This window comes from Pseudomonas akapageensis, assembly GCF_011355085.1.
Classification (GTDB): domain Bacteria; phylum Pseudomonadota; class Gammaproteobacteria; order Pseudomonadales; family Pseudomonadaceae; genus Aquipseudomonas; species Aquipseudomonas akapageensis.
Genome location: NZ_VXCP01000036.1, coordinates 1 through 21,063, shown reverse-complemented (window position 1 = coordinate 21,063; position 21,063 = coordinate 1). Strand labels below are relative to the sequence as shown.

Annotated in this window: 19 protein-coding genes; 11 read left to right on the top strand and 8 right to left on the bottom strand. The window is 59.8% G+C overall.

What is annotated here, in order from left to right; translation table 11 throughout:
* Positions 1-30: 30 nt before the first annotated feature.
* The 5 genes from F2S13_RS21330 to dksA all read right to left on the bottom strand — a co-directional run bounded on the left by F2S13_RS21330 (position 31) and on the right by dksA (position 6,181).
* A complete protein-coding gene (locus F2S13_RS21330) occupies positions 31-1,467 on the bottom strand; it encodes a sigma-54-dependent transcriptional regulator (protein WP_166364472.1) in 1,437 nt (478 codons plus the stop codon).
* Positions 1,468-1,489: 22 nt separating this feature from the next.
* Positions 1,490-4,444, bottom strand: coding sequence for a sensor histidine kinase (locus F2S13_RS21325; protein WP_166364471.1), 2,955 nt, complete (start codon positions 4,442-4,444; stop codon positions 1,490-1,492).
* Positions 4,428-4,604, bottom strand: coding sequence for a hypothetical protein (locus F2S13_RS21320; protein WP_003250005.1), 177 nt, complete (start codon positions 4,602-4,604; stop codon positions 4,428-4,430). The genes F2S13_RS21325 and F2S13_RS21320 overlap by 17 nt, the downstream gene beginning before the upstream one ends.
* A gap of 166 nt (positions 4,605-4,770) precedes the next feature.
* Positions 4,771-5,658 carry a tRNA glutamyl-Q(34) synthetase GluQRS gene (gluQRS, locus tag F2S13_RS21315; protein WP_166364470.1) on the bottom strand — a complete coding sequence of 296 codons (888 nt, stop codon included), beginning with the start codon at positions 5,656-5,658 and terminating at the stop codon, positions 4,771-4,773.
* A 76-nt stretch (positions 5,659-5,734) separates the two neighbouring features.
* Entirely contained in the window at positions 5,735-6,181 is a 447-nt protein-coding gene (dksA, locus tag F2S13_RS21310) for an RNA polymerase-binding protein DksA (RefSeq protein WP_166364469.1), read from the bottom strand.
* 245 nt (positions 6,182-6,426) lie between these two features.
* Here dksA and F2S13_RS21305 point away from each other — a divergent pair, with 245 nt between their 5' ends.
* On the top strand, positions 6,427-7,599 hold the full coding sequence (locus F2S13_RS21305; protein ID WP_166364468.1) for a pyridoxal phosphate-dependent aminotransferase: 1,173 nt from the start codon (positions 6,427-6,429) through the stop codon (positions 7,597-7,599).
* Positions 7,599-8,309, top strand: a complete 711-nt coding sequence (gene sfsA, locus F2S13_RS21300) for a DNA/RNA nuclease SfsA (RefSeq protein ID WP_166364467.1) — start codon at positions 7,599-7,601, stop codon at positions 8,307-8,309. Before F2S13_RS21305 ends, sfsA begins: the two co-directional genes overlap by 1 nt.
* On the opposite strand, the gene F2S13_RS21295 is transcribed toward sfsA, so the two are convergent.
* From F2S13_RS21295 to F2S13_RS21285, 3 genes are all read right to left on the bottom strand, one after another.
* A complete protein-coding gene (locus F2S13_RS21295) occupies positions 8,295-8,624 on the bottom strand; it encodes a Rieske (2Fe-2S) protein (RefSeq protein WP_166364466.1) in 330 nt (109 codons plus the stop codon). The genes sfsA and F2S13_RS21295 overlap by 15 nt on opposite strands.
* Before the next feature lie 284 nt (positions 8,625-8,908).
* Positions 8,909-9,181 (bottom strand): TfoX/Sxy family protein, encoded by a 273-nt coding sequence (locus F2S13_RS21290; RefSeq protein ID WP_166364465.1) that lies wholly within the window; start codon positions 9,179-9,181, stop codon positions 8,909-8,911.
* Positions 9,182-9,446: 265 nt separating this feature from the next.
* Positions 9,447-11,009: an AAA family ATPase gene (locus F2S13_RS21285; protein WP_166364464.1), complete on the bottom strand. Its 1,563-nt coding sequence runs from the start codon at positions 11,007-11,009 to the stop codon at positions 9,447-9,449.
* Positions 11,010-11,126: 117 nt separating this feature from the next.
* Here F2S13_RS21285 and mrcB point away from each other — a divergent pair, with 117 nt between their 5' ends.
* From mrcB to msrQ, 9 genes are all read left to right on the top strand, one after another.
* Positions 11,127-13,448 carry a penicillin-binding protein 1B gene (gene mrcB / locus F2S13_RS21280; RefSeq protein WP_166364463.1) on the top strand — a complete coding sequence of 774 codons (2,322 nt, stop codon included), beginning with the start codon at positions 11,127-11,129 and terminating at the stop codon, positions 13,446-13,448.
* A 15-nt stretch (positions 13,449-13,463) separates the two neighbouring features.
* Entirely contained in the window at positions 13,464-14,219 is a 756-nt protein-coding gene (locus F2S13_RS21275; protein ID WP_166364462.1) for a tetratricopeptide repeat protein, read from the top strand.
* A complete protein-coding gene (locus F2S13_RS21270) occupies positions 14,219-14,548 on the top strand; it encodes a YqcC family protein (RefSeq protein ID WP_166364461.1) in 330 nt (109 codons plus the stop codon). Before F2S13_RS21275 ends, F2S13_RS21270 begins: the two co-directional genes overlap by 1 nt.
* Positions 14,549-15,032: 484 nt before the next feature.
* The gene (locus F2S13_RS21265; RefSeq protein WP_166364460.1) at positions 15,033-16,757 is read left to right on the top strand and encodes an acetolactate synthase 3 large subunit; all 1,725 of its coding nucleotides are present in this window, start codon (positions 15,033-15,035) and stop codon (positions 16,755-16,757) included.
* Positions 16,758-16,759: 2 nt separating this feature from the next.
* The gene (gene ilvN / locus F2S13_RS21260) at positions 16,760-17,251 is read left to right on the top strand and encodes an acetolactate synthase small subunit (RefSeq protein WP_166364459.1); all 492 of its coding nucleotides are present in this window, start codon (positions 16,760-16,762) and stop codon (positions 17,249-17,251) included.
* 51 nt (positions 17,252-17,302) lie between these two features.
* Positions 17,303-18,319 (top strand): ketol-acid reductoisomerase, encoded by a 1,017-nt coding sequence (gene ilvC, locus F2S13_RS21255; RefSeq protein WP_158153755.1) that lies wholly within the window; start codon positions 17,303-17,305, stop codon positions 18,317-18,319.
* 145 nt (positions 18,320-18,464) lie between these two features.
* Positions 18,465-19,322 carry a CDP-diacylglycerol--serine O-phosphatidyltransferase gene (pssA, locus tag F2S13_RS21250; RefSeq protein WP_166364458.1) on the top strand — a complete coding sequence of 286 codons (858 nt, stop codon included), beginning with the start codon at positions 18,465-18,467 and terminating at the stop codon, positions 19,320-19,322.
* Positions 19,323-19,385: 63 nt separating this feature from the next.
* Positions 19,386-20,399, top strand: a complete 1,014-nt coding sequence (gene msrP / locus F2S13_RS21245) for a protein-methionine-sulfoxide reductase catalytic subunit MsrP (RefSeq protein ID WP_166364457.1) — start codon at positions 19,386-19,388, stop codon at positions 20,397-20,399.
* Positions 20,399-21,019: a protein-methionine-sulfoxide reductase heme-binding subunit MsrQ gene (gene msrQ / locus F2S13_RS21240; RefSeq protein WP_166364456.1), complete on the top strand. Its 621-nt coding sequence runs from the start codon at positions 20,399-20,401 to the stop codon at positions 21,017-21,019. The genes msrP and msrQ overlap by 1 nt, the downstream gene beginning before the upstream one ends.
* Positions 21,020-21,063 lie beyond the last annotated feature (44 nt).

Genomic DNA, 21,063 nt, shown 5'->3' with positions numbered 1-21,063 from the left:
TGTTAACCGTTGCCCAAACGCTTGAACGGCTCATCCTTCGCTGATGGCGCCGGTCTTGCGGCGTGGGATGCCCAGGCGTTGGCGGCGTTCCCACAAGCACTTGCGGCTGACGCCGAGCTTGCGTGCCAGCTCGGTCTCGGTCATGTGGTCCTGGTGCTCGAGAACGAAGTGCTGGAAGTAGTCTTCCAGTGACAGGTCTTCTGTCGGCTCATGGCTGGTATTGCTGGTGCCATTCTGTTGCGAAGGCAGGCTGGCAAAAGCGTCGTCGTCCTCCAGGTCTCCCAGCTCGATGTCGATACCCAGCAGTTCTGCAGAAATCTCCGGGCTCTCGCACAGGATGACTGCGCGTTCCACTGCGTTTTCCAGTTCGCGCACGTTACCCGGCCAGGAGTAGTGGCGGATGGCCTGTTCGGCATCGGCAGCAAATTTCAGGTCGTTTCTGCCGATGCGTGCGCTTTGCCTGGCGAGGAAGGCGTTGGCAATCTCGTTGACGTCGGCGCCACGCTCGCGCAGGGCAGGCAGTTTCAAGGCGATGACGTGGAGGCGGTAGTACAAGTCCTCACGGAACTGGCCGACCTTGGCCAGGCTCTTGAGGTCGCGGTGGGTGGCGGCGATCAGGCGGACATCGACCTTCTGCGACTGGACCGAGCCGACCCGACGGATTTCGCCTTCCTGCAGGACGCGCAACAAGCGCGCCTGGGCCTCAAGCGGCAATTCGCCGATCTCGTCGAGGAACAGGGTGCCACCGTCCGCGGCTTCTACCAATCCGGCACGACCGGCGCTGGCGCCGGTGAACGCCCCTTTTTCGTGGCCGAACAGTTCCGACTCGATCAGGGTTTCCGGAATGGCTGCGCAGTTCACCGAAATCATCGGGGCCTTGGCCCGCCTGGACAGATTGTGCAGGGCGCGCGCCACCAGTTCCTTGCCGGTGCCGGACTCGCCCTGGATCAGCACGTTGGAATCGGTGGGTGCGACCTTGCGAATCTTGCCATAGAGATCCTGCATGGGCGGGCAGCTGCCGATAATGCCGATCTCGCCGTTGGCGCTGTCGGCTGACTTTTCAGCCGCGCCGTTGCCTTTGCCGTTACCGCGTTCGGCGAGTGGTGCCGGCGTGGACTGGCGATCGCGCAGGATACGCGCCACAGCCTGGAGCATCTCGTCGTGATCGAAGGGCTTGGCGATGTAGTCCACCGCACCCATTTTCATCGAGTCGACCGCCGAGCGCAGGCTGGCATAACTGGTCATGATCAGGACGGGTGTGCCCTGGCCCAGTTTGATCAGTTCGGTGCCTGGAGCGCCGGGCAGGCGCAGGTCGCTGACGATCAGGTCGAACGTCGGAATACTGAAGCGTTCCTGGGCTTCCTGTACCGAGCCCGCTTCGCTGACCTGGTACTGGTTGCGTTCGAGCAGGCGACGCAGGGCTGAGCGAATAATGGTTTCGTCTTCGACGATCAGAATATGCGGCATTGATTCAATTCTCTCGACGGTCTCAGTTCACAGCGGACGTCGCTACGACATGGCGAGGTAAGGTGACCCTTATCCGGGTGCCGCGCTGGCTTTCGATATCGGCCGGGCTGTCGATGGTGATTTGTCCATAATGCTCTTCAACGATGGAATAGACCAGAGCGAGCCCCAGTCCAGTCCCTTCGCCCGGGTCCTTGGTCGTGAAGAATGGCTCGAATAGCCTGTCCATGATGTTCTTGGGAATCCCGCTGCCTTCGTCCTCGACGATCAGGTCGACGGTGTGCTCGCTTGCCTCGCTCTTGACCCGGACCTTGCTGCCGGCCGGCGACGCATCGCGGGCGTTGGACAGCAGGTTGATCAGCACCTGGGCCAGGCGTTGCGGGTCGCCCTCGACCCAGTGATTCGGGTCGCACAGGTTGAAGAACTGCACTTCGAAATTGCGCCGGTTCAGGGCTAGCAGGCCAATGGCATCCTGCGCGACTTCCGCCAGGCAAACCGGTTCGTCGGTCTGTTGATGGCTGCCGGCATGGGCAAAACTCATCAGCGACTGGACGATACGCGAAATACGTTTGGTCTGTTCAAGGATCTGGCTGCTGAGTTCCGTGATTTCGCCATCTTCTTCGCGTTCCTCTCGCAGGTTCTGCGCAAGGCAGGCGATCCCGGTGACCGGGTTGCCGATCTCGTGGGCAACCCCGGCGGCCAGGCGGCCGATACTGGCCAGGCGTTCGGAGTGAACCAGCTTGTCTTCCAGCATCTGGGTTTCGGTCAAGTCTTCGACCAGTACCACCAGGCCGCTGTTGCCCGGCGCCAGGGGCTCATCGATGGCCGCCTTGTGCAGGTTGAGCCAGCGGGTTTGCCCGTCGAGGCCAAGGCGTTGCTTGTGCAAATGCTCGTCCGGCACATTGATGAAGCCCAGCAGCAAGCTGCGCCAGGGTTCGCCAATGGACATCAGGCGCGAGCCGACGACGCGCTGCGCGGCAATCCCGGTCAACTCTTCCATGGCCTTGTTCCACATCAGGATCTCCTGATCCTTGGCCAGCGAGCAGACGCCCATCGGCAGCTCCTGCAGGGTCTGGCGGTGGTAGCGGCGCAAGGCGTCGAGCTCGGCGGCAAGGCCGGTCAGGCGCGAATGGTAGTCTTCAAGGCGGCTTTCAATGAAGTGGATGTCTTCAGTGACGTAATTCTCGCTGCCGGATTTGTAAGGCAGGAAGGTTTCGACCATGTCCTGGGCAACGCTTGGGCCCATCAAGCCGGACAGGTTTGCCTCGATCCGGTCACGCAGGCGCCGCAGGGCATAGGGGCGGCGCTCGTCGAAGGGCAGGTAGAGGTCACGCAGCGCTTGCTCCACTTCTTTTTGCGCGGCCTTGGCGCCGAGCGGCTTGGCCAGTTGCGTGGCGAACTCCTGGGGCGAGGCAGCATGCAGTTCGCGCCGCTGCGGCCTGCGCACGTTGTCGACGGCGCAGGCTTCGGCCGCGCTTTCTTCTTCAGCGCTGGCATTGGTGAACAGTGAGATCAGCGTGAACATCAGTACGTTGACGGCCAGCGAGGCGATCGCGGCCATGTGCCAGCTGGTGTCGTCGAGCACGTAGATCATGTTCAGCAATGGAATGTAGAAACCCTGCAGGTTGCCCACCAGTGGCAGCAGCATGGTCACCATCCAGACGATGATCCCCGCCAGCAGGCCGGCGATGAAGCCGCGGCGGTTGGCGGTCGGCCAATACAGTACCGACAGCACCCCGGGAAGAAATTGCAGGGTTGCGACAAAGGCGACGATACCCAGGTTGGCCAGATCCTGCTCGGCGCCGAGCATCAGGTAGAAACCGAAGCCGGCCATGATGATGGCGACGATCAGGGCGCGACGAGTCCACTTCAGCCAGCGGTAGATATTGCCTTCGGCCGGAGGCTGGTACAGCGGTAGCACCAGATGGTTGAGCGCCATGCCGGAAAGTGCCAGGGTGGTTACTATGATCAGCCCGCTGGAAGCGGAAAGGCCGCCGACATAGGCCAGCAATGCCAGTGATTTGCTGTTGGCGGCGATGCCTATCCCTAAGGTGAAGAACTCCGGGCTGGTGGTGGCGCCCAGCTTCAGGCCGGCCCAGAGAATCAGCGGGACGGCCAGGCTCATCAGCAGCAGGAACAACGGCAGCCCCCAGCTGGCGCTGACCAGCGAGCGCGGGTTGAGGTTCTCGGTAAAGGCCATGTGGTACATGTGCGGCATGACAATCGCCGAGGCGAAAAACACCAGCAGCAGGGTCCGCCAAGGGCCTTCCTGCAGGGGGGTATGCAAGGCCGCCAGCGCGGTCTGGTTCTGCAGCAGCCAGAGCTCCAGTTGGTGCGGGCCATCGAATACGCCATAGAGCGCATACAGTCCGATGCCGCCCAGGGCCACCAGCTTGATCACCGACTCGAAGGCGATGGCGAACACCAGCCCTTGGTGTTTCTCGCGGGTGGCGATATGGCGCGAGCCGAAGAAAATGGTGAACAGCGTGATCAGCGCGCAGAAACTCAGGGCCACACGTTGCTGCACCGGCTCCCGGGTGAGGATGCTGATCGAATCGGCGACTGCCTGAATTTGCAGCGCCAGCAATGGCAATACGCCAACCATCATGAAAATGGTCGTCAGCGCGCCGGCCCAGGTGCTGCGGAAGCGAAAGGCGAACAGATCGGCCAGTGACGACAGCTGATAGGTCCGAGTGATCTTGAGGATCGGATAAAGCAACACCGGCGCCAGCAGGAACGCGCCGGAAACCCCCAGGTAACAGGCCAGAAAGCCATAGCCGTACTGATAGGCCAGGCCTACCGTGCCGTAGAAGGCCCAGGCGCTGGCATACACCCCCAGCGACAGGGTATAGGTCAAGGGGTGGCGGATGATCGCGCGCGGGATCATGCCTCGTTCACTGATCCAGGCCACGCCGAACAGCACCAGCAGGTAGGCGGCGCTGATCAGGATCATCTGGGTCAGGCTAAAGCTCATCGGCATCACGTTGGCTCTGCAGGATAAAGGTCACGACGATCAAAATCAGCCAGAGCAGGTAAGGGCGATACCAGGCACCTGTAGGTTCGATCCACCAGTCCATGATGGCGGGGGAGAACAGGTATATCCCCACTACCAGGAGCAGGACCAATCGATAGATATACATGCTGGCCTCGTTGGTTAAACCGCTTTGTGCTTGAGCTTAATTATTGTGTGAACGGGCAAAAAAGGTGCGGCGATGGTAACGGATGGGGGGCAGGCTGCAAACGGGCTTCGCTGGTTTGCCTCAAAGAATTGAATCCATTGGTTTTTCCTGCACGACAATTCCCTTCTCAGTGTAGGTCCGCTTCGGCCAGTGTTGGCGTTCGTGGAATGGCTTTGGCATCCCAATGGGCGATTGCCCATGTCAGGACTTCCTGCGGGCTTGCGCCTGCAAGCGCGGGTTCGGGCTGCTGTCCCAGGGCTCTCAGCGCGCGCAGCAGCAAGGGCGTTGCCGCTTGGCCGTGCAGCGGTGGCGAGCGGTAGGATTTGCCTAGCTTATGCCCATCGGGCTGGATAATCAGCGGTACATGTAAGTAACGCGGTTGGGGCAGGCCCAGCAGCTCCTGCAGGTACAGCTGGCGCGGGGTGGAGTCGAGCAGGTCGGCACCGCGCACGATGTCGGTGACACCCTGCCAGGCATCGTCGAGGACAACGGCCAGTTGATAGGCATAGAGGCCGTCACGGCGACGAATCACGAAGTCGCCGACTTCGCGTCCAAGGTGTTGTTCGTAACGACCCTGGACCCGGTCGATGAAGTGATAGCTCAGTTCGGGTGCACGCAAACGGATGGCTGCATCCTTCTGTTCATGACCGGCATTGCGGCACAGCCCCGGGTAAATCCCCTGATAGGCTTCCAGTTGCTTGCGCGAGCAGGTACAGGCATAGGCGAGCCCGTGGTTGAACAGGCGCTGAATGACCTCGTCATAGGCCGCATGACGTTGGCTTTGGTAGACGACTTCGCCATCCCACTCGAAACCATAGTTTTCCAGCGTCTGCAGAATAGCGGTCTGCGCACCGGGGACTTCGCGCGGCGGATCGAGGTCTTCCATGCGCAGCAACCACTGACCACCTGCTGCGCGGGCGTCAAGGTACGAGGCAAGGGCGGCAACCAGTGAGCCGAAATGCAGATAGCCACTGGGGGTGGGCGCGAAGCGACCAATATAGGCGGGGGATTTCATCAACGGGAGGCTACAACAAAAATGCGCAGGGGGCATAAACACAAAGGGGCGTTGTTAACGCCCCGTTGCTGACAAGTCATTTGCCGACTTGCTTTTCCTTGATTTCCGCCAGGGTCTTGCAGTCGACGCACAGGTCGGCGGTAGGGCGGGCTTCGAGGCGGCGGATACCGATCTCGACACCGCAGGATTCGCACCAGCCGTACTCTTCGTCTTCGATCAGTTGCAGGGTCTTGTCGATCTTTTTGATCAGCTTGCGCTCGCGGTCACGGGCGCGCAGTTCGAGGCTGAATTCCTCTTCCTGGCTGGCACGGTCCGCTGGGTCGGGGAAGTTGGCTGCCTCGTCCTTCATGTGATCCACAGTCTTGTCGACGCCAACCATCAACTCCTGCTTCCAGTCCTGCAGGATCTTGGTGAAGTGGGCGCGCATGGGCTTGCCCATGTATTCCTCACCCTTGGTTTCGACGTAAGGTGTGAAGGATTTCAGTTTATCGTTTGCAGGCTTTGTGGCTGTATTGGTGGACATGAATTGACCGCCTCTCACTCAACTAATCCATTGCGCAGGATGCTCCATCTCCGACACCCGTCGGCCCTGCGACTGCGAGCCGCCGAACTTACCAGATCGAATCGGACCGCGCTACTCCCGCTTTTTTGCCCGTCGCAGACAGAATAGTGGTAATCCTTGAAGTATGTAGACCTATCGTTTAGCGACACGTTCGCGGCAGCTGTTCGGTAGAATGATTATTTTACACCCCAATTGAGAGAAGGCTAATGGCCCAGCCCTACAGTGCGCGCAGTCGCGCCATCGAACCCTTTCATGTCATGGCATTGCTGGCGCGCGCCAATGAGCTGCAGGCGGCCGGGCATGATGTGATTCACCTGGAGATTGGCGAGCCGGACTTCACTACGGCGCCCCCTATTATCGCGGCCGGCCAGGCAGCGCTGGCCAGCGGCCAGACGCGTTATACCGCGGCACGCGGTATCCCGGCGTTGCGAGAGGCCATCTCCGGCTTCTACGCCAAGCGCTACGGCGTGGATGTCGACCCCGAGCGCATCCTGATCACCCCCGGTGGTTCCGGTGCCTTGCTGCTGGCCAGCAGCCTGTTGGTCGACCCCGGCAAGCACTGGTTGCTCGCCGATCCTGGCTACCCTTGCAACCGCCATTTCCTGCGGCTGGTCGAAGGCGCGGCGCAACTGGTGCCGGTTGGCCCCGAGGTGCGTTATCAGCTGACTGAGGATCTGGTCCAGCGTTACTGGGACCAGGACACCGTCGGCGCCCTGGTGGCTTCGCCGGCCAACCCGACCGGCACGCTGCTGAGCCGCGATGAGCTGGCCGGATTGTCGAAAGCGACGCGGTCCCACAATGGGCACCTGGTCGTCGACGAGATCTATCACGGCCTGACCTACGGGCAGGATGCCGCCAGTGTGCTGGAAGTCGACGACGAGGCATTCGTCCTTAATAGTTTCTCCAAGTATTTCGGCATGACCGGGTGGCGCCTGGGGTGGCTGGTTGCACCGCCAGCGGCGGTGCCCGAGCTTGAGAAGCTTGCGCAAAACCTCTACATCAGCGCTCCGAGCATGGCCCAGCACGCCGCATTGGCCTGTTTCGAGCCTGAGACGCTGGTGATTCTGGAAGAGCGTCGCGCCGAGTTCGGGCGCCGCCGCGATTTCCTCCTGCCGGCCTTGCGCGAGCTGGGCTTCGGCATCGCGGTCGAGCCGGAAGGAGCGTTCTATCTGTATGCCGATATCAGTGCATTTGGCGGCGATGCCTTTGCCTTCTGCCGGCACTTCCTTGAAACCGAACACATCGCCTTTACCCCGGGCCTGGATTTCGGTCGGCATCTGGCTGGGCATCATGTGCGTTTCGCCTACACCCAAAGCCTGCCGCGCCTGCAGGAAGCAGTAGAGCGGATTGCCCGCGGTTTGCGGAGCTGGCAAGGCTGATGCAGTTTCCCTTACTCGAAGAAGGACGTTTGCTGCGCCGTTACAAGCGGTTTCTGGCCGATATCGAGCTCGCCAGTGGCGAGCAGATGACTATTCACTGCCCGAACACAGGCTCCATGCACAACTGCATGCTTGAGGGGGGCAAGGTCTGGTTCAGCCGCTCCAATGACCCCAAGCGCAAGCTTCCCGGCACCTGGGAAATCAGTGAAACCCCCCAGGGGCGCCTGGCGTGCGTAAACACCGGTCGCGCCAATGCACTGGTTGAGGAAGCCCTGCACGCCGGTTTGATCACGGAACTTGCAGGCTTTACAGGGCTCAAGCGGGAAGTGGTCTACGGGGAAGAGGGCAGCCGGGTGGACTTTCGCCTGGATTATCCCCAGGGGCCGGCGTTCGTCGAGGTCAAGAGCGTGACATTGGGGTTTGACGATACGGCCGTGGCGGCCTTTCCCGATGCGGTTACCCAGCGTGGTGCCAAGCACCTGCGCGAGTTGGGTTGCCTGGCGCGTCAGGGAGTTCGAGCGGTGCAGTTGTACTGCGTGAACCTCAGCGGTATCGAGGCTGTGCGCCCGGCTGCCGAAATCGATGTCGCGTATGCGCAGGCGTTGAAGGCGGCAGTGGCTGATGGGGTTGAAGTCCTGGCGTATGGCGTGCGGCTTGATGCGCAGCAGATTCGCATCGATCGTGCGCTGCAGGTGCTACTCGAAGGCTGACCCGTTCAGCCAGATCCCCTGGCTGTCTTCATGGCAATCAAGTGCGCAGAGCACATCGCCGGCACAAGGGCCGGCGATGCACTCGCCGGTCTCGATCAGAAACAGCGCGCCATGGGTGGCGCACTGGATGAGACTGGCACTGGCATCGAGAAACTGGTCGGGCTGCCACTCCAGGGCGACCCCGCGATGGGGGCAGCGATTGCGATAGACGAATACCTGCCCGCCACGGCGGGTTGCCAGGATTTTCAGACCATCGATATCGAAACCACGACTTTGCGCTTCGGCGAGCTCGGCGGAGCGACAGAGAAAATGCATTTTCGGTTACCGGGACAGACAGATCGCAAGCTTGACCGACGCGCGATGTCTTTTCCACAGGCAACTTTCAATAGGTAGCTTTCAAGCAGTAAAAAAAAGACCCGGCAAAACTGCCGGGTCAATAACCGTGATTAGCCTGATGAGGAGATAATCTGAATGTCCGACCTAAGGTCATTCAAAATATCGAACCAGTCTCGCGACCAGTTGTGATAATCATAACGATTCTCATTTGCTTGTCAACATTTCCTTCGCACTTTTTGCATATTCTTTCGGCGGATGGGTGGTTACATATTGTGGCGGGATGAAAACGCCTCCAATTGCTGCTTCAAGGCCTCCTTGCGCTCAACCGGTATGTCGTTCCAGTGCACATCGAGCAGGGCGCCTTCAATGGCATAGAGCAGGACTTTGGAGGCGCGAAAGCCCCGCGTCCTCACGGCGCGATAGGCATCGACCGCCCCCAGGCGCCGCAAGTCCGAAGCGCTGTGGATGCCGACCGCATGCAGCCACTGCGCGGAAGTCTTGCCAAGATTCTTCAGGTGCTGCAGTTCATCGTTCATCAAGCCTCCTTGCGACGGCTGAACGTGTCATGGTCTCGTTAGCAGGCGGTTCTCTGAGGAGTGTAGCGGCAGTTGGAAAATACGCGGCGTTTTGCCATCTGATTGTGCAGAGGCTTGAATTTCGGGTGATCAGTGCTGCAGCCGAAGTCGGTGCGGCTCTGTTGAAGCGAGGGAGGTGGGCTGCGCCAACGCAAACGGTTGCTCGGTGTTGATCGAAGCCAGTTCAAAGGCGTGAAGCGTCGGCGCTTCACGCCTTCGGCAGACATTACAGCCCTGGCAGGCGCTGGCGAATCTGCTCCACCAGTTTGTCGAGGCTGTCGCTCTGGTTGGTTTCCACGCGTTTGCTCTGCAGTAGCTCGTCCGCTGTCAGCGCTTCACGCCCGGCTTGCTGCGCCTCGATGACTTCCAGCGTTGCGTCGGACGGGTCGAGGTTGTCGGCCTGGCGTTGTTGCAGCCAGCTGGCGATGACAGCCTGTGGGGCATTGCAATCGAGGATCAGGAACGGCACGCCGGTGGTCTCGGCAATAGTGGCCGCTGCCTTGCGCTGATCGAGCTTGAGGTAGGTGGCATCGATCACCACCGGCAAACCTGCACGCAGGATCAGTTCGGCCAGTTCGTGCAGGCGCGCGTAGGTGGCGGCGCTGGCGTCTGCATTGTAGATGCCATGGTTCAGGCTGCTTTTCGCTTCGACCTGCTGTTCGCCGAACAGGCGCTTGCGCTCGACGTCCGAGCGCAGGCGCACGGCGCCCAGCGCCTCGACCAGACGCATGGCTACATGGCTTTTGCCAACGGCAGAGACGCCGTGGGTGATGGCCAGGAAGCGCGAAGGGATGGCGCTGTAGCTTTCCGCCAGGTTGGCGTAGTTGCGGTATTGGCGCAGGCTGGTGGCACGCTGAACACCGTCGGCATCGGCGGGCATGCTGAACAGTGCCACTTTGGCCCTGACCAGGGCGCGGTAGGCTTTATAGAAGTTGAGCAGTTCCAGACCTTGATAGTCGCCGGTCAGCTCCAGGTACTGGCTGATGAAGCGCCGAGCCAGGGATTTGAGCCCACGGTCTTCCAGGTCCATAGCCAGGAAGGCGGTGTCGGCATAGACGTCGGTGAAACGAAACGGTTCGTTGAACTCGATGCAGTCGAAGATCACCACGCTGCCATCGATGACTGTAGCGTTGCCCAGGTGGATATCACCGTGGCATTCACGGATGAAGCCCTTGGCCTTGCGCTCGCTCAGCAGCGGCTTGAGCCGCTCGAAGCTGGCCTGGGCCCAGGCTTGCAGGGCGTCGAGTTGGGTGAGATCGGCCTTGTCGCTGAGGAACGGACGGATTTGCTCGAAGTTCTGCTCGACCGGCGCCATGACGCTTTCTGGCGTGCCCTGGGCGTGTTCCTGCGGAACCTGGGGAGCGCTGAGGTGAAATTGCGCAATCTGGCGGGCCATTTCGTCGATGTGCTGGCTGTTGAGCTCGCCATTGGCTTGCAGTGTGCTGAGCAAACCGCTCTGGGAGAACTGGCGCATTTTCAGCACGTATTCGATAGCCGGTCCATCGCCGCCGATCTGCGGTGCCTCGGCGCTGCCGGTGATTGGCAGCACGTCCAGATAGAGGTCGTTGGTCAGGCGCTGGTTCAGGCGCAGCTCTTCGCCACAGAAGTGCTTGCGCGAAGGCAGCTCACTGAAGTCGAGGAAGCCGAAGTTGACCGGTTTCTTGATCTTGTACGCATAGGGGCCGGTGAGCAGCACCCAGGAGATATGCGTCTCAATGACCTGGAATCCGTCTACGGGATGGGGGTAGAGGGCCGGGTTTTGCAGGGCTGCAATCAGGGTTTGGCTCACGTGTGATCCTTCAGGGGTCAAGTGATACGAGGGCGCCATTATGGCTGCTTGACTCGTCGATGCAAACCGCCGGAGGGCGCCTGCCGCGCGACGAGAATGTGCGTATAATCCGCCGCCATGACTCGTACTCAATCCCCCCGCTCTCGTTCCAAACGCCCATCTGGCGGCTCGCGCACCTGGTTAGGCTGGGCTCTGAAGCTCGGTCTGGTCGGGCTTGTGGTGGTGGCCGGCTTTGCGGTTTACCTCGATGCCGTGGTCCAGGAAAAGTTTTCCGGCAAGCGCTGGACGATCCCGGCCAAGGTATATGCCCGGCCGCTCGAGCTGTTCGTCGGACAAAAGCTCAGCAAGGAGGATTTCCTCATTGAGCTCGATGCCCTTGGCTATCGTCGCGAAAGCGTCGCCAACGGCCCCGGTGCTGCAGCCGTCAGCGGCAATACTGTCGATCTGAACACCCGTGGTTTCCAGTTCTATGAAGGCCTGGAACCGGCACAGCCGGTGCGCGTGCGCTTCTCTGGCGATTACGTGTCGGAGTTGAGTGCGACAAACGGTTCGAAGCTGGCCGTCGTGCGCCTCGAGCCGCTGCTGATCGGCGGTATTTATCCGAAAAACCTCGAAGACCGGATCCTGATCAAGATCGACCAGGTGCCGCCGCATTTGCTTGAAACACTGGTAGCTGTCGAAGATCGGGATTTCTACCATCACCTGGGTGTTTCGCCCAAGTCGATTGCCCGCGCGTTCTGGGTGAACGCTTCCGCGGGCAGTATGCGCCAGGGTGGCAGTACCCTGACCCAGCAGTTGGTCAAGAACTTCTTCCTCACCAGCGAGCGCAGCCTGAGCCGCAAGCTCACCGAGGCCATGATGGCGGTGTTGCTCGAGCTGCACTACAACAAGCAGGAGATCCTCGAGGCCTACCTCAATGAAGTCTTCGTCGGTCAGGATGGTCAGCGTGCGGTGCATGGTTTTGGCCTGGCCAGTCAATTCTTTTTCAGCCAGCCATTGTCCGAGCTGAAGCTGCATCAGGTGGCGCTGCTGGTCGGGATGGTCAAGGGGCCGTCCTATTACAACCCGCGGCGTTACCCTGAGCGGGCGCTGGAGCGGCGCAACCTGGTTCTGGATCTGCTGGCGGAGCAAGGTGTCGCGACGCCGGAAGAAGTTGCGGCGGCCAAACAGAAGCCGCTGGGCGTAACCAAGCGCGGTAGCCTGGCCGACAGTTCGTTCCCGGGGTTCCTGGATCTGGTCAAGCGCCAGTTGCGCCAGGACTACCGCGATGAAGACTTGACCGAGGAAGGTCTGCGCATCTTCACCAGCTTCGACCCGATCCTGCAGATGAAGTCCGAGGCGGCGGTCAGCGAGACCTTCAAGCGTCTGGGTGGGCGCAAGGGGGCCGAAGATGTCGAAGCTGCCATGGTTGTGTCCAATCCGGAAACCGGTGAAGTCCAGGCACTCATCGGCAGCCGTCAGGCAGGCTTCGCCGGCTTCAACCGGGCGATCGACGCCGTACGGCCGATCGGTTCGCTGATCAAGCCGGCGGTCTACCTCACAGCCCTGGAAAAACCAAGCCAATACACTCTGACCAGCTGGGTGCAGGACGAACCGTTCTCGGTCAAGGGCGCCGATGGCCAGGTCTGGAAGCCCCAGAACTATGACCATCGTTCCCATGGCACCATTTTCCTGTACCAGGGCCTGGCCAACTCGTACAACTTGTCGACGGCCAAGCTCGGCCTGGAACTCGGCGTACCAAATGTTCTCAAAACACTAGGAAGACTGGGCGTTGATCGCGAGTGGCCGGCATTCCCTTCGATGTTGCTGGGGGCCGGTGGTTTGTCGCCGATGGAAGTTGCGACCATGTACCAGACCCTTGCCAATGGCGGCTTCAATACGCCCATGCGTGGTATTCGCAGCGTGTTGAACGCCGAAGGTGAGCCGCTCAAGCGTTATCCGTTCCAGATTCAGCAGCGTTTCGATCCAGGCTCCATTTACCTGGTGCAGAATGCGATGCAGCGAGTGATGCGTGAAGGCACTGGGCGTTCGGTGTACAACGTACTGCCGGGCAACTTGAACCTGGCGGGCAAGACCGGTACCAGTAACGATTCGCGGGACAGTTGGTTCGCCGGTTTCAGTCAGGATCTGCTGGCGGTGGTCTGGCTCGGTCGCGACGATAACGGCAAGACCCCCTTCACCGGTGCCACCGGTGCGTTGCAGGTGTGGACAAGCTTCATGCGCAAGGCCGACCCTCTGCCGCTGGATATGCCCATGCCAGATAACGTGGTTCAGGCCTGGGTCGATCCACATACCGGCCAGGGCTCGGATTCCAGCTGCCCGGGCGCCGTGCAGATGCCGTATATTCGTGGTAGTGAACCTGCTGCAGGCCCCGCCTGTGGTGGTAGCCAAGACCCTGCAGAGTCCGTGATGGATTGGGTCAGAGGCTGGATGAACTAAGCAAAGAGGTGTGATGTGAACAAGTGGTTGTTTCCTGCTTTGACTGCGCTGGCTTTGCTCACGGGTTGCGCCAGCGTGCAGCGTGGTTCGATTCCTGTAGTGGACTCCGGTACTACCGTCTCCAATAGCGAGCGCGTTCAGGCCGGTCGCAAGGTTGTCCGTCAAGCCAACACGGCGCAGCGGCCCCAGGCGATCCCTGAAGACTCCGGCGTAACCGTCATGGTGCCCAATGGTGCCGGTTCTGCGCCGATCCAGAGCTTCCCGGCGCCAACCAGCTCTGCGCCGATCAGCACTTCGCCGATCGATACAACGCCGATCAATTCGGCGCCGATCGATTCTGCTCCGATCAACACCAGCAGCTATTCGATGCCGGCGCCGGTGACTTCCGCACCCAGTGGCATTCCGCGCAGCAACACCAACAGCGGCGGTCTGTCTGCCGACGAGCAGCTCGATGGGCCGGTTCTGGCGCTGTTGACCACCGCCCAGCAGCAACAGGCCGGCGGCGACTTGAATGGCGCGGCATCGAGTCTGGAACGCGCCCAGCGCATCGCTCCACGTGAGCCGCAAGTGCTGTACCGTCTGGCCCAGGTACGCCTGGCGCAAGGGGATGCAGCCCAGGCCGAGCAGTTCGCCCGGCGTGCCCAGGGTTATGCGGCCGGCCGGCCAGATCTGCAGGCGAGCCTGTGGAATACCATCGCGCAAGCGCGCGAGAAACAGGGCGACTCGGCGGGTGCGGCCCTGGCCCGGCAGAAAGCCAAGGTCAGCTTGTAATGGATTCGCGCCTACCTGCCCTGGCCGAGCATCTGCTGCTGATCGAGCGTGAATTGCGCGTGCAGGGCTGGTGGCGTGAAGCGGCGCCCAGTGCCGAAGCGCTGGCCAGCGTCGAGCCGTTCTGTGTCGATACCCTGGATTTCGATCAGTGGCTGCAGTGGATTTTCCTGCCACGCATGAAAAGCATCCTCGAGCAGGACCTTCCCTTGCCCAATGCTTCCGGGATCCTGGCCATGGCCGAAATGGTCTACGCCGACCAACCTGCACAAAGCAGGAACCTCAAGTTATTGCTGGCGCAATTCGACGAATTGATCAGCCAGAGCCGCTGAGCCTTCCCTCGTGCCCCCTCGTTCCCACGCTCCGCGTGGGAATGCCTCCTCTGACGCTCCGCATCTCGACGCTAAGCGTCTGCCACTGCATTCCCACGCAGGGCGTGGGAACGAGGGGACGATCGCGATTGGCAAACGTTTTCCTTTCAGCCGCAGGGCTCTAGATGTGAAGAAAGCGCGAAGATGACTTGACTTGCGCTTGCCTAATCAGAACAATCCGAAGTCCGCTGTAGAGGGACTGCCAGAAGCAGACCCGCTTAGCAGATCATGAGGCGCACACCCGCGCCGACCTGTAACACCCGCAACGCGTTACCTCGCGCTGGGTGGGAAACCCCCGCAACACTTTGGGGCGCTCCCAATACTTGCTCAGTCAGTGCTGACGTAGTCGGCGATCACCGTCGCTCATGCTCTGCTAGGCAGTAAACCTATTAAGACCCGACCCCTTGTCAGTGGCCGGTATTCTGGCGTTTTAGAGGTGAACAACGTGGAGCTTTTATCTGGCGGTGAGATGCTCGTCCGCTTTTTGCGTGACGAAGGCGTCAAATATATTTACGGGTACCCTGGTGGTGCTCTCCTGCATGTTTACGACGCACTGTTCAAAGAACCGGAAGTGACTCATATCCTGGTTCGTCACGAGCAGGCGGCGACCCATATGGCTGACGGCTATGCCCGTGCCACCGGTAAAGCCGGCGTGGTACTGGTGACTTCCGGTCCAGGCGCCACAAACGCCATTACCGGTATCGCCACGGCCTATATGGACTCCATCCCGATGGTCATCATCTCCGGTCAGGTGCCCAGCACCATGGTCGGTACCGATGCCTTCCAGGAAACCGACATGATCGGTATTTCCCGTCCGATCGTTAAGCACAGCTTCATGATCAAGCACGCCTCGGAAATCCCGGAGGTCATGAAGAAAGCGTTCTACCTGGCACAATCCGGCCGTCCTGGTCCGGTCGTGGTCGATATCCCGAAAGATATGACCAACCCGGCTGAGAAGTTCGAATACGTCTACCCGAAAAAGGTCAAGCTGCGTTCCTACAGCCCGGCTGTTCGTGGCCACTCGGGGCAAATCCGCAAGGCAGCAGAAATGCTCCTGGCGGCCAAGCGTCCGATCGTTTACTCCGGTGGTGGCGTCATCCTCGGCGGCGGTTCGCAAGCGCTTACCGAAGTTGCGCAGATGCTCAACCTGCCGGTTACCAACACATTGATGGGCCTGGGTGGCTATCCGGGTACGGATCGCCAGTTCCTCGGTATGCTGGGCATGCACGGTAGCTACACCGCCAACCTGGCGATGCACCATGCCGATGTGATCCTCGCTGTTGGCGCTCGTTTCGACGATCGCGTGATCAACGGCGCCCCCAAGTTCTGCCCGAATGCCAAGATCATTCACATCGATATCGACCCGGCTTCGATCTCCAAGACCATCAAGGCTGACGTGCCTATCGTCGGCCCGGTCGAGAGCGTCCTGACCGAAATGGTCGCGACTCTCAAGGAAATCGGCGAGAAGCCAGATCAGGCGGCACTGGACGCCTGGTGGAAACAGATCGAAGAATGGCGCGGCGATCGCGGCACGTTCCCGTACGAAAAGGGCGATGGCAGCGTCATCAAGCCTCAGACGGTGATCGAGACCCTGTGCGAAGTCACCAACGGCGATGCCTTCGTTACTTCGGACGTTGGTCAGCATCAGATGTTCGCGGCGCAGTACTACCGCTTCAACAAGCCTAACCGCTGGATCAACTCCGGTGGCCTGGGCACCATGGGCTTCGGTTTCCCGGCGGCCATGGGCGTGAAGCTGAGCTTCCCGGATCAGGATGTCGCCTGCGTTACTGGCGAAGGCAGCATCCAGATGAACATCCAGGAGCTGTCGACCTGCCTGCAATACGATTTGCCGGTCAAGATCGTCAACCTGAACAATGGCGTGCTGGGAATGGTGCGTCAGTGGCAGGACATGAGCTACAACAGCCGTCACTCGCACTCTTACATGGAGTCGCTGCCTGACTTCGTCAAGCTGGCCGAGGCATATGGTCATGTGGGTATCCGCATCACCAGCCTGAAGGACCTGAAGCCCAAGCTTGAAGAGGCTTTCGCCATGAAGGATCGACTGGTGTTCATCGATATCCAGGTCGACAATAGCGAGCACGTCTACCCGATGCAGATCAAAGACGGCTCCATGCGCGATATGTGGCTGAGCAAGACGGAGCGGACCTAATCATGCGGCACATTATTTCCCTGCTGTTGGAAAACGAACCGGGAGCCTTGTCCCGCGTGGTCGGGCTGTTCTCGCAGCGTAACTACAACATCGAAAGCCTGACCGTGGCGCCGACCGAAGACCCGACCCTGTCGCGTCTGACGTTGACCACCGTAGGGCACGATGAAGTGATCGAACAGATCACCAAGAACTTGAACAAGCTGGTCGAAGTGGTCAAATTGGTCGACCTTTCGGAAAGCGCGCACATCGAACGTGAATTGATGCTGGTCAAGGTCAAGGCAACGGGCGCTCAACGTGCCGAGATCAAGCGCACCACCGATATCTATCGTGGACAGATTGTAGATGTCAGCAGCAGCGTATATACCGTTCAACTGACCGGTACGAGCGACAAGCTGGACAGCTTCATTCAGTCCATCGGCACCGCGGCCATCCTGGAAACCGTCCGCAGTGGCGTCACCGGCATTGCCCGTGGCGACAAAGTGCTGAGCATCTAACACAAAAATTAGCGAATGGCCTGTACGGCCAAGATAACAGGGGTATTTTTCATGAAAGTTTACTACGACAAAGACTGCGACCTTTCGATCATCCAGGGCAAGAAAGTTGCCATCATCGGTTACGGCTCCCAGGGTCACGCTCAGGCGTGCAACCTGAAAGACTCCGGTGTGGATGTCACTGTCGGTCTGCGTAAAGGTTCGGCTACCGTTGCCAAGGCAGAAGCCCACGGCCTGAAAGTCGCTGACGTGGCAACTGCCGTTGCCGGTGCCGACCTGGTCATGATCCTGACCCCGGACGAGTTCCAGTCCCAGCTGTACAAGAACGAAATCGAGCCGAACATCAAGAAGGGCGCAACCCTGGCGTTCTCCCACGGCTTCGCGATCCACTACAACCAGGTTGTTCCGCGTGCCGACCTCGACGTGATCATGATCGCGCCGAAGGCTCCAGGCCACACCGTGCGTTCCGAGTTCGTCAAGGGCGGCGGTATCCCTGACCTGATCGCTATCTACCAGGACGCTTCGGGCAACGCCAAGAACGTAGCCCTGTCGTACGCTTCGGGCGTGGGCGGCGGCCGTACCGGCATCATCGAAACCACCTTCAAGGACGAAACCGAAACCGACCTGTTCGGCGAGCAGGCTGTTCTGTGTGGTGGTACCGTCGAGCTGGTCAAGGCCGGTTTCGAAACTCTGGTCGAAGCTGGCTACGCGCCAGAAATGGCCTACTTCGAATGCCTGCACGAACTGAAGCTGATCGTTGACCTCATGTACGAAGGCGGTATCGCCAACATGAACTACTCGATCTCCAACAACGCCGAATACGGCGAGTACGTGACCGGTCCGGAAGTCATCAACGCCGAATCCCGTCAGGCCATGCGTAACGCTCTGAAGCGCATCCAGGACGGCGAATACGCCAAGATGTTCATCAGCGAAGGTGCCACCGGCTACCCATCGATGACCGCCAAGCGTCGCAACAACGCCGCTCACGGCATCGAAGTGATCGGCGAGCAACTGCGCTCGATGATGCCTTGGATCGCAGCGAACAAGATCGTCGACAAAGCCAAGAACTGATCTTGCTTTCGAAATGATGAAAACGCGGCTTCGGCCGCGTTTTTTCGTTAAGGTGGTCAGGTTCTGGTATAAGCTTCATCGTCTGGCTTCGAACCCTCGTTGCAGACGCTTGTCAAAACTTTCACACCGTTGCAAGGTAATGTCCATGAGCGAACGTCCCGAAGAGCCGAACAAGGTCTCTGACGCCGAAAGCCTGCTACCGATCGATGAACATGTCGAAGAAGGACATGACGCCGACGGCCGCAAAGTGCGGCACCGCGGCATTTATCTACTGCCCAACCTCTTCACCACCGCGAACCTGTTTGCCGGGTTCTACTCGATCATCAGCTCGATCAGCGCCCAGAGCGCCTTGAGTGCCGGTGATCCGCGCGAAGCGAGCAAGTATTTCGCCTTCGCCGCCATCGCAATTTTCGTGGCCATGGTGCTCGACAGCCTCGACGGCCGTGTGGCGCGCATGACCAACACCCAAAGCGCATTCGGCGCCGAGTACGACTCGCTGTCGGACATGGTTGCCTTCGGCGTTGCTCCGGCATTGCTGGCGTTCGGCTGGGCGCTGGGTGACATGGGCAAGGTGGGCTGGATGGTCGCCTTCATCTATGTTGCCGGTGCCGCGTTGCGTCTGGCGCGTTTCAATACGCAGGTCGGGACTGCCGACAAGCGTTTCTTCATCGGCCTGGCCAGTCCGGCGGCTGCCGGTGTGGTTGCCGGGACCGTCTGGGCATTCAGCGACTATGGCATCCAGGGCTCGAAGTTGTCCTTCCTGGTGGCTCTGTTGGTCGCAGCCGCGGGCATGTTGATGGTCAGCAACATCAAGTACAACAGTTTCAAGGAACTGGATCTCAAGGGGCGCGTGCCTTTTGTGGCGATCCTTGCGGTGGTGCTGGTGTTTGCCGTGGTCTTCAGCGATCCGCCGCGAATCCTGCTGTTGATCTTCCTTGTCTACGCAGCCTCCGGGCCAGTGCAGTACCTGTTGCGCCTGCGTCGTCACAAAAAAGCGGAATGATGTAATTTCTGCAGGACTCCGTAGTCTATTGGCGCATCAGTTCGCCAATACTACGGAGTCATCATGCTTATCCGGCTACCCGGAACCTCCGCCTGTAAAGAGTCGGAAGTCACTCCCGAAGCACTCTATCTCTCTCGCCGTACGCTGTTGGGCGGGTCCATGGCGGCCCTGGCTGTCGGCAGTCTGCCAACCTGGGCAGGCGCTGCCGAGGTGTCCCGCTACGCCGATGTCGAAGCGGGTGCCGCACCTTCCTGGTTGAGCGAAAAGCTCAAGGCTACCCAGTGGCAGGCAGTCACCGTGAAAGGGGAGGCGATCACCCCGTTCAAGGACGCGACCCACTACAACAACTTCTATGAGTTCGGCACCGGCAAGGGCGACCCGGCGCAAAATGCCGGTGCACTTAAAACCGAGCCCTGGACCGTAGTCGTCGATGGTGAGGTGGGTAAACCCGGTCGTTACGTGCTGGAAGATTTTGTGAAACCTTATCAGTTGGAGGAGCGTATCTATCGACTGCGTTGCGTGGAAGCCTGGTCGATGGTCATTCCCTGGATAGGCTTTCCGATCTCGGCCTTGCTCAAGCAAGTGGAGCCCACCTCCAAAGCCAGATACATCCGTTTCGAAACCCTGGAGGATTCCGCCAGCATGCCGGGGCAGCGCTCGGGTTTTTCGTTGATCGACTGGCCTTATATAGAAGGGCTGCGCCTGGACGAGGCAATGCACCCCTTGGCCATTCTTGCCGTAGGTATGTATGGCCGCGAACTCCCGAACCAGAATGGCGCTCCCTTGCGGTTGGTGGTGCCATGGAAGTATGGCTTCAAGAGCATAAAATCCATCGTGCGTATCAGTCTGGTCGAGGAGCAGCCTAAGACGACCTGGCAAAACATTGCGCCGGATGAGTACGGCTTCTACGCCAACGTCAACCCGACGGTGGATCATCCGCGCTGGACCCAGGCCCGTGAGCGGCGTTTACCCAGTGGGTTGTTCAGCCCCAATGTGCGTGATACGCAAATGTTCAATGGTTATGCAGACGAGGTTGCCTCCCTGTATGCCGGTCTCGACCTGCGGAAGAACTACTGATGCGTTATCCGTTCTGGCGTACGGGTGTCTTCCTCGCAGCATCCATTTGGCCATTGCTTTGGCTCTACCAGGCCTGGGCCTTTGCCCTGGGACCTGATCCGGGCAAGATCCTGGTGGATCGCCTGGGCCTGGGCGCGTTGATCCTGCTATTGATCACGTTGAGCATGACGCCGTTGCAGAAGCTGACCGGTTGGGCGGGCTGGATCGTTGTCAGGCGGCAATTGGGGTTGTGGTGCTTTGCATATGTCGTTCTGCATTTGATTGCCTACGCGATCTTCATTCTGGGGTTGGATTGGGGGCAACTGGGGGTAGAGCTGCGCAAGCGTCCCTATATCATTGTCGGTAGCCTTGCTTTTCTATGCCTGCTGGCATTGGCGATTACTTCCAATCGCTACAGTCAGCGACGCCTGGGTGCGGGCTGGAAGAAACTGCATCGTATGGTTTACCTGATATTGGGCTTGGGCCTGTTGCACTTTCTATGGGTAGTGCGGGCAGACCTTAAAGAGTGGTCTCTCTATGCGGGTATTGGCGCAGTGCTTCTAGTGCTACGTATACCGGCAATTGCGCGGCGGATTCCGCGGTTGAGGGCAAAAAAGCCATTGGTTGTAACAAAAGCTTAAAATAGGGGTTGACGCCCCTGAGGATCTCTCTATAATTCGCCCCA

Excerpts from the sequence above, each read along its gene's own strand:
- sfsA (WP_166364467.1), top strand. The coding sequence starts at position 7,599 with ATGCAGTTTCCCTTACTCGAAGAAGGACGTTTGCTGCGCCGTTACAAG.
- msrP (WP_166364457.1), top strand. The coding sequence starts at position 19,386 with ATGCTTATCCGGCTACCCGGAACCTCCGCCTGTAAAGAGTCGGAAGTC.
- F2S13_RS21270 (WP_166364461.1), top strand. The coding sequence starts at position 14,219 with ATGGATTCGCGCCTACCTGCCCTGGCCGAGCATCTGCTGCTGATCGAG.
- dksA (WP_166364469.1), bottom strand. The coding sequence starts at position 6,181 with ATGTCCACCAATACAGCCACAAAGCCTGCAAACGATAAACTGAAATCC.
- F2S13_RS21320 (WP_003250005.1), bottom strand. The coding sequence starts at position 4,604 with ATGTATATCTATCGATTGGTCCTGCTCCTGGTAGTGGGGATATACCTG.
- msrQ (WP_166364456.1), top strand. The coding sequence starts at position 20,399 with ATGCGTTATCCGTTCTGGCGTACGGGTGTCTTCCTCGCAGCATCCATT.
- F2S13_RS21295 (WP_166364466.1), bottom strand. The coding sequence starts at position 8,624 with ATGCATTTTCTCTGTCGCTCCGCCGAGCTCGCCGAAGCGCAAAGTCGT.
- F2S13_RS21305 (WP_166364468.1), top strand. The coding sequence starts at position 6,427 with ATGGCCCAGCCCTACAGTGCGCGCAGTCGCGCCATCGAACCCTTTCAT.
- mrcB (WP_166364463.1), top strand. The coding sequence starts at position 11,127 with ATGACTCGTACTCAATCCCCCCGCTCTCGTTCCAAACGCCCATCTGGC.
- F2S13_RS21330 (WP_166364472.1), bottom strand. The coding sequence starts at position 1,467 with ATGCCGCATATTCTGATCGTCGAAGACGAAACCATTATTCGCTCAGCC.
- gluQRS (WP_166364470.1), bottom strand. The coding sequence starts at position 5,658 with ATGAAATCCCCCGCCTATATTGGTCGCTTCGCGCCCACCCCCAGTGGC.
- F2S13_RS21290 (WP_166364465.1), bottom strand. The coding sequence starts at position 9,181 with ATGAACGATGAACTGCAGCACCTGAAGAATCTTGGCAAGACTTCCGCG.
- F2S13_RS21325 (WP_166364471.1), bottom strand. The coding sequence starts at position 4,444 with ATGCCGATGAGCTTTAGCCTGACCCAGATGATCCTGATCAGCGCCGCC.
- ilvN (WP_166364459.1), top strand. The coding sequence starts at position 16,760 with ATGCGGCACATTATTTCCCTGCTGTTGGAAAACGAACCGGGAGCCTTG.
- ilvC (WP_158153755.1), top strand. The coding sequence starts at position 17,303 with ATGAAAGTTTACTACGACAAAGACTGCGACCTTTCGATCATCCAGGGC.
- pssA (WP_166364458.1), top strand. The coding sequence starts at position 18,465 with ATGAGCGAACGTCCCGAAGAGCCGAACAAGGTCTCTGACGCCGAAAGC.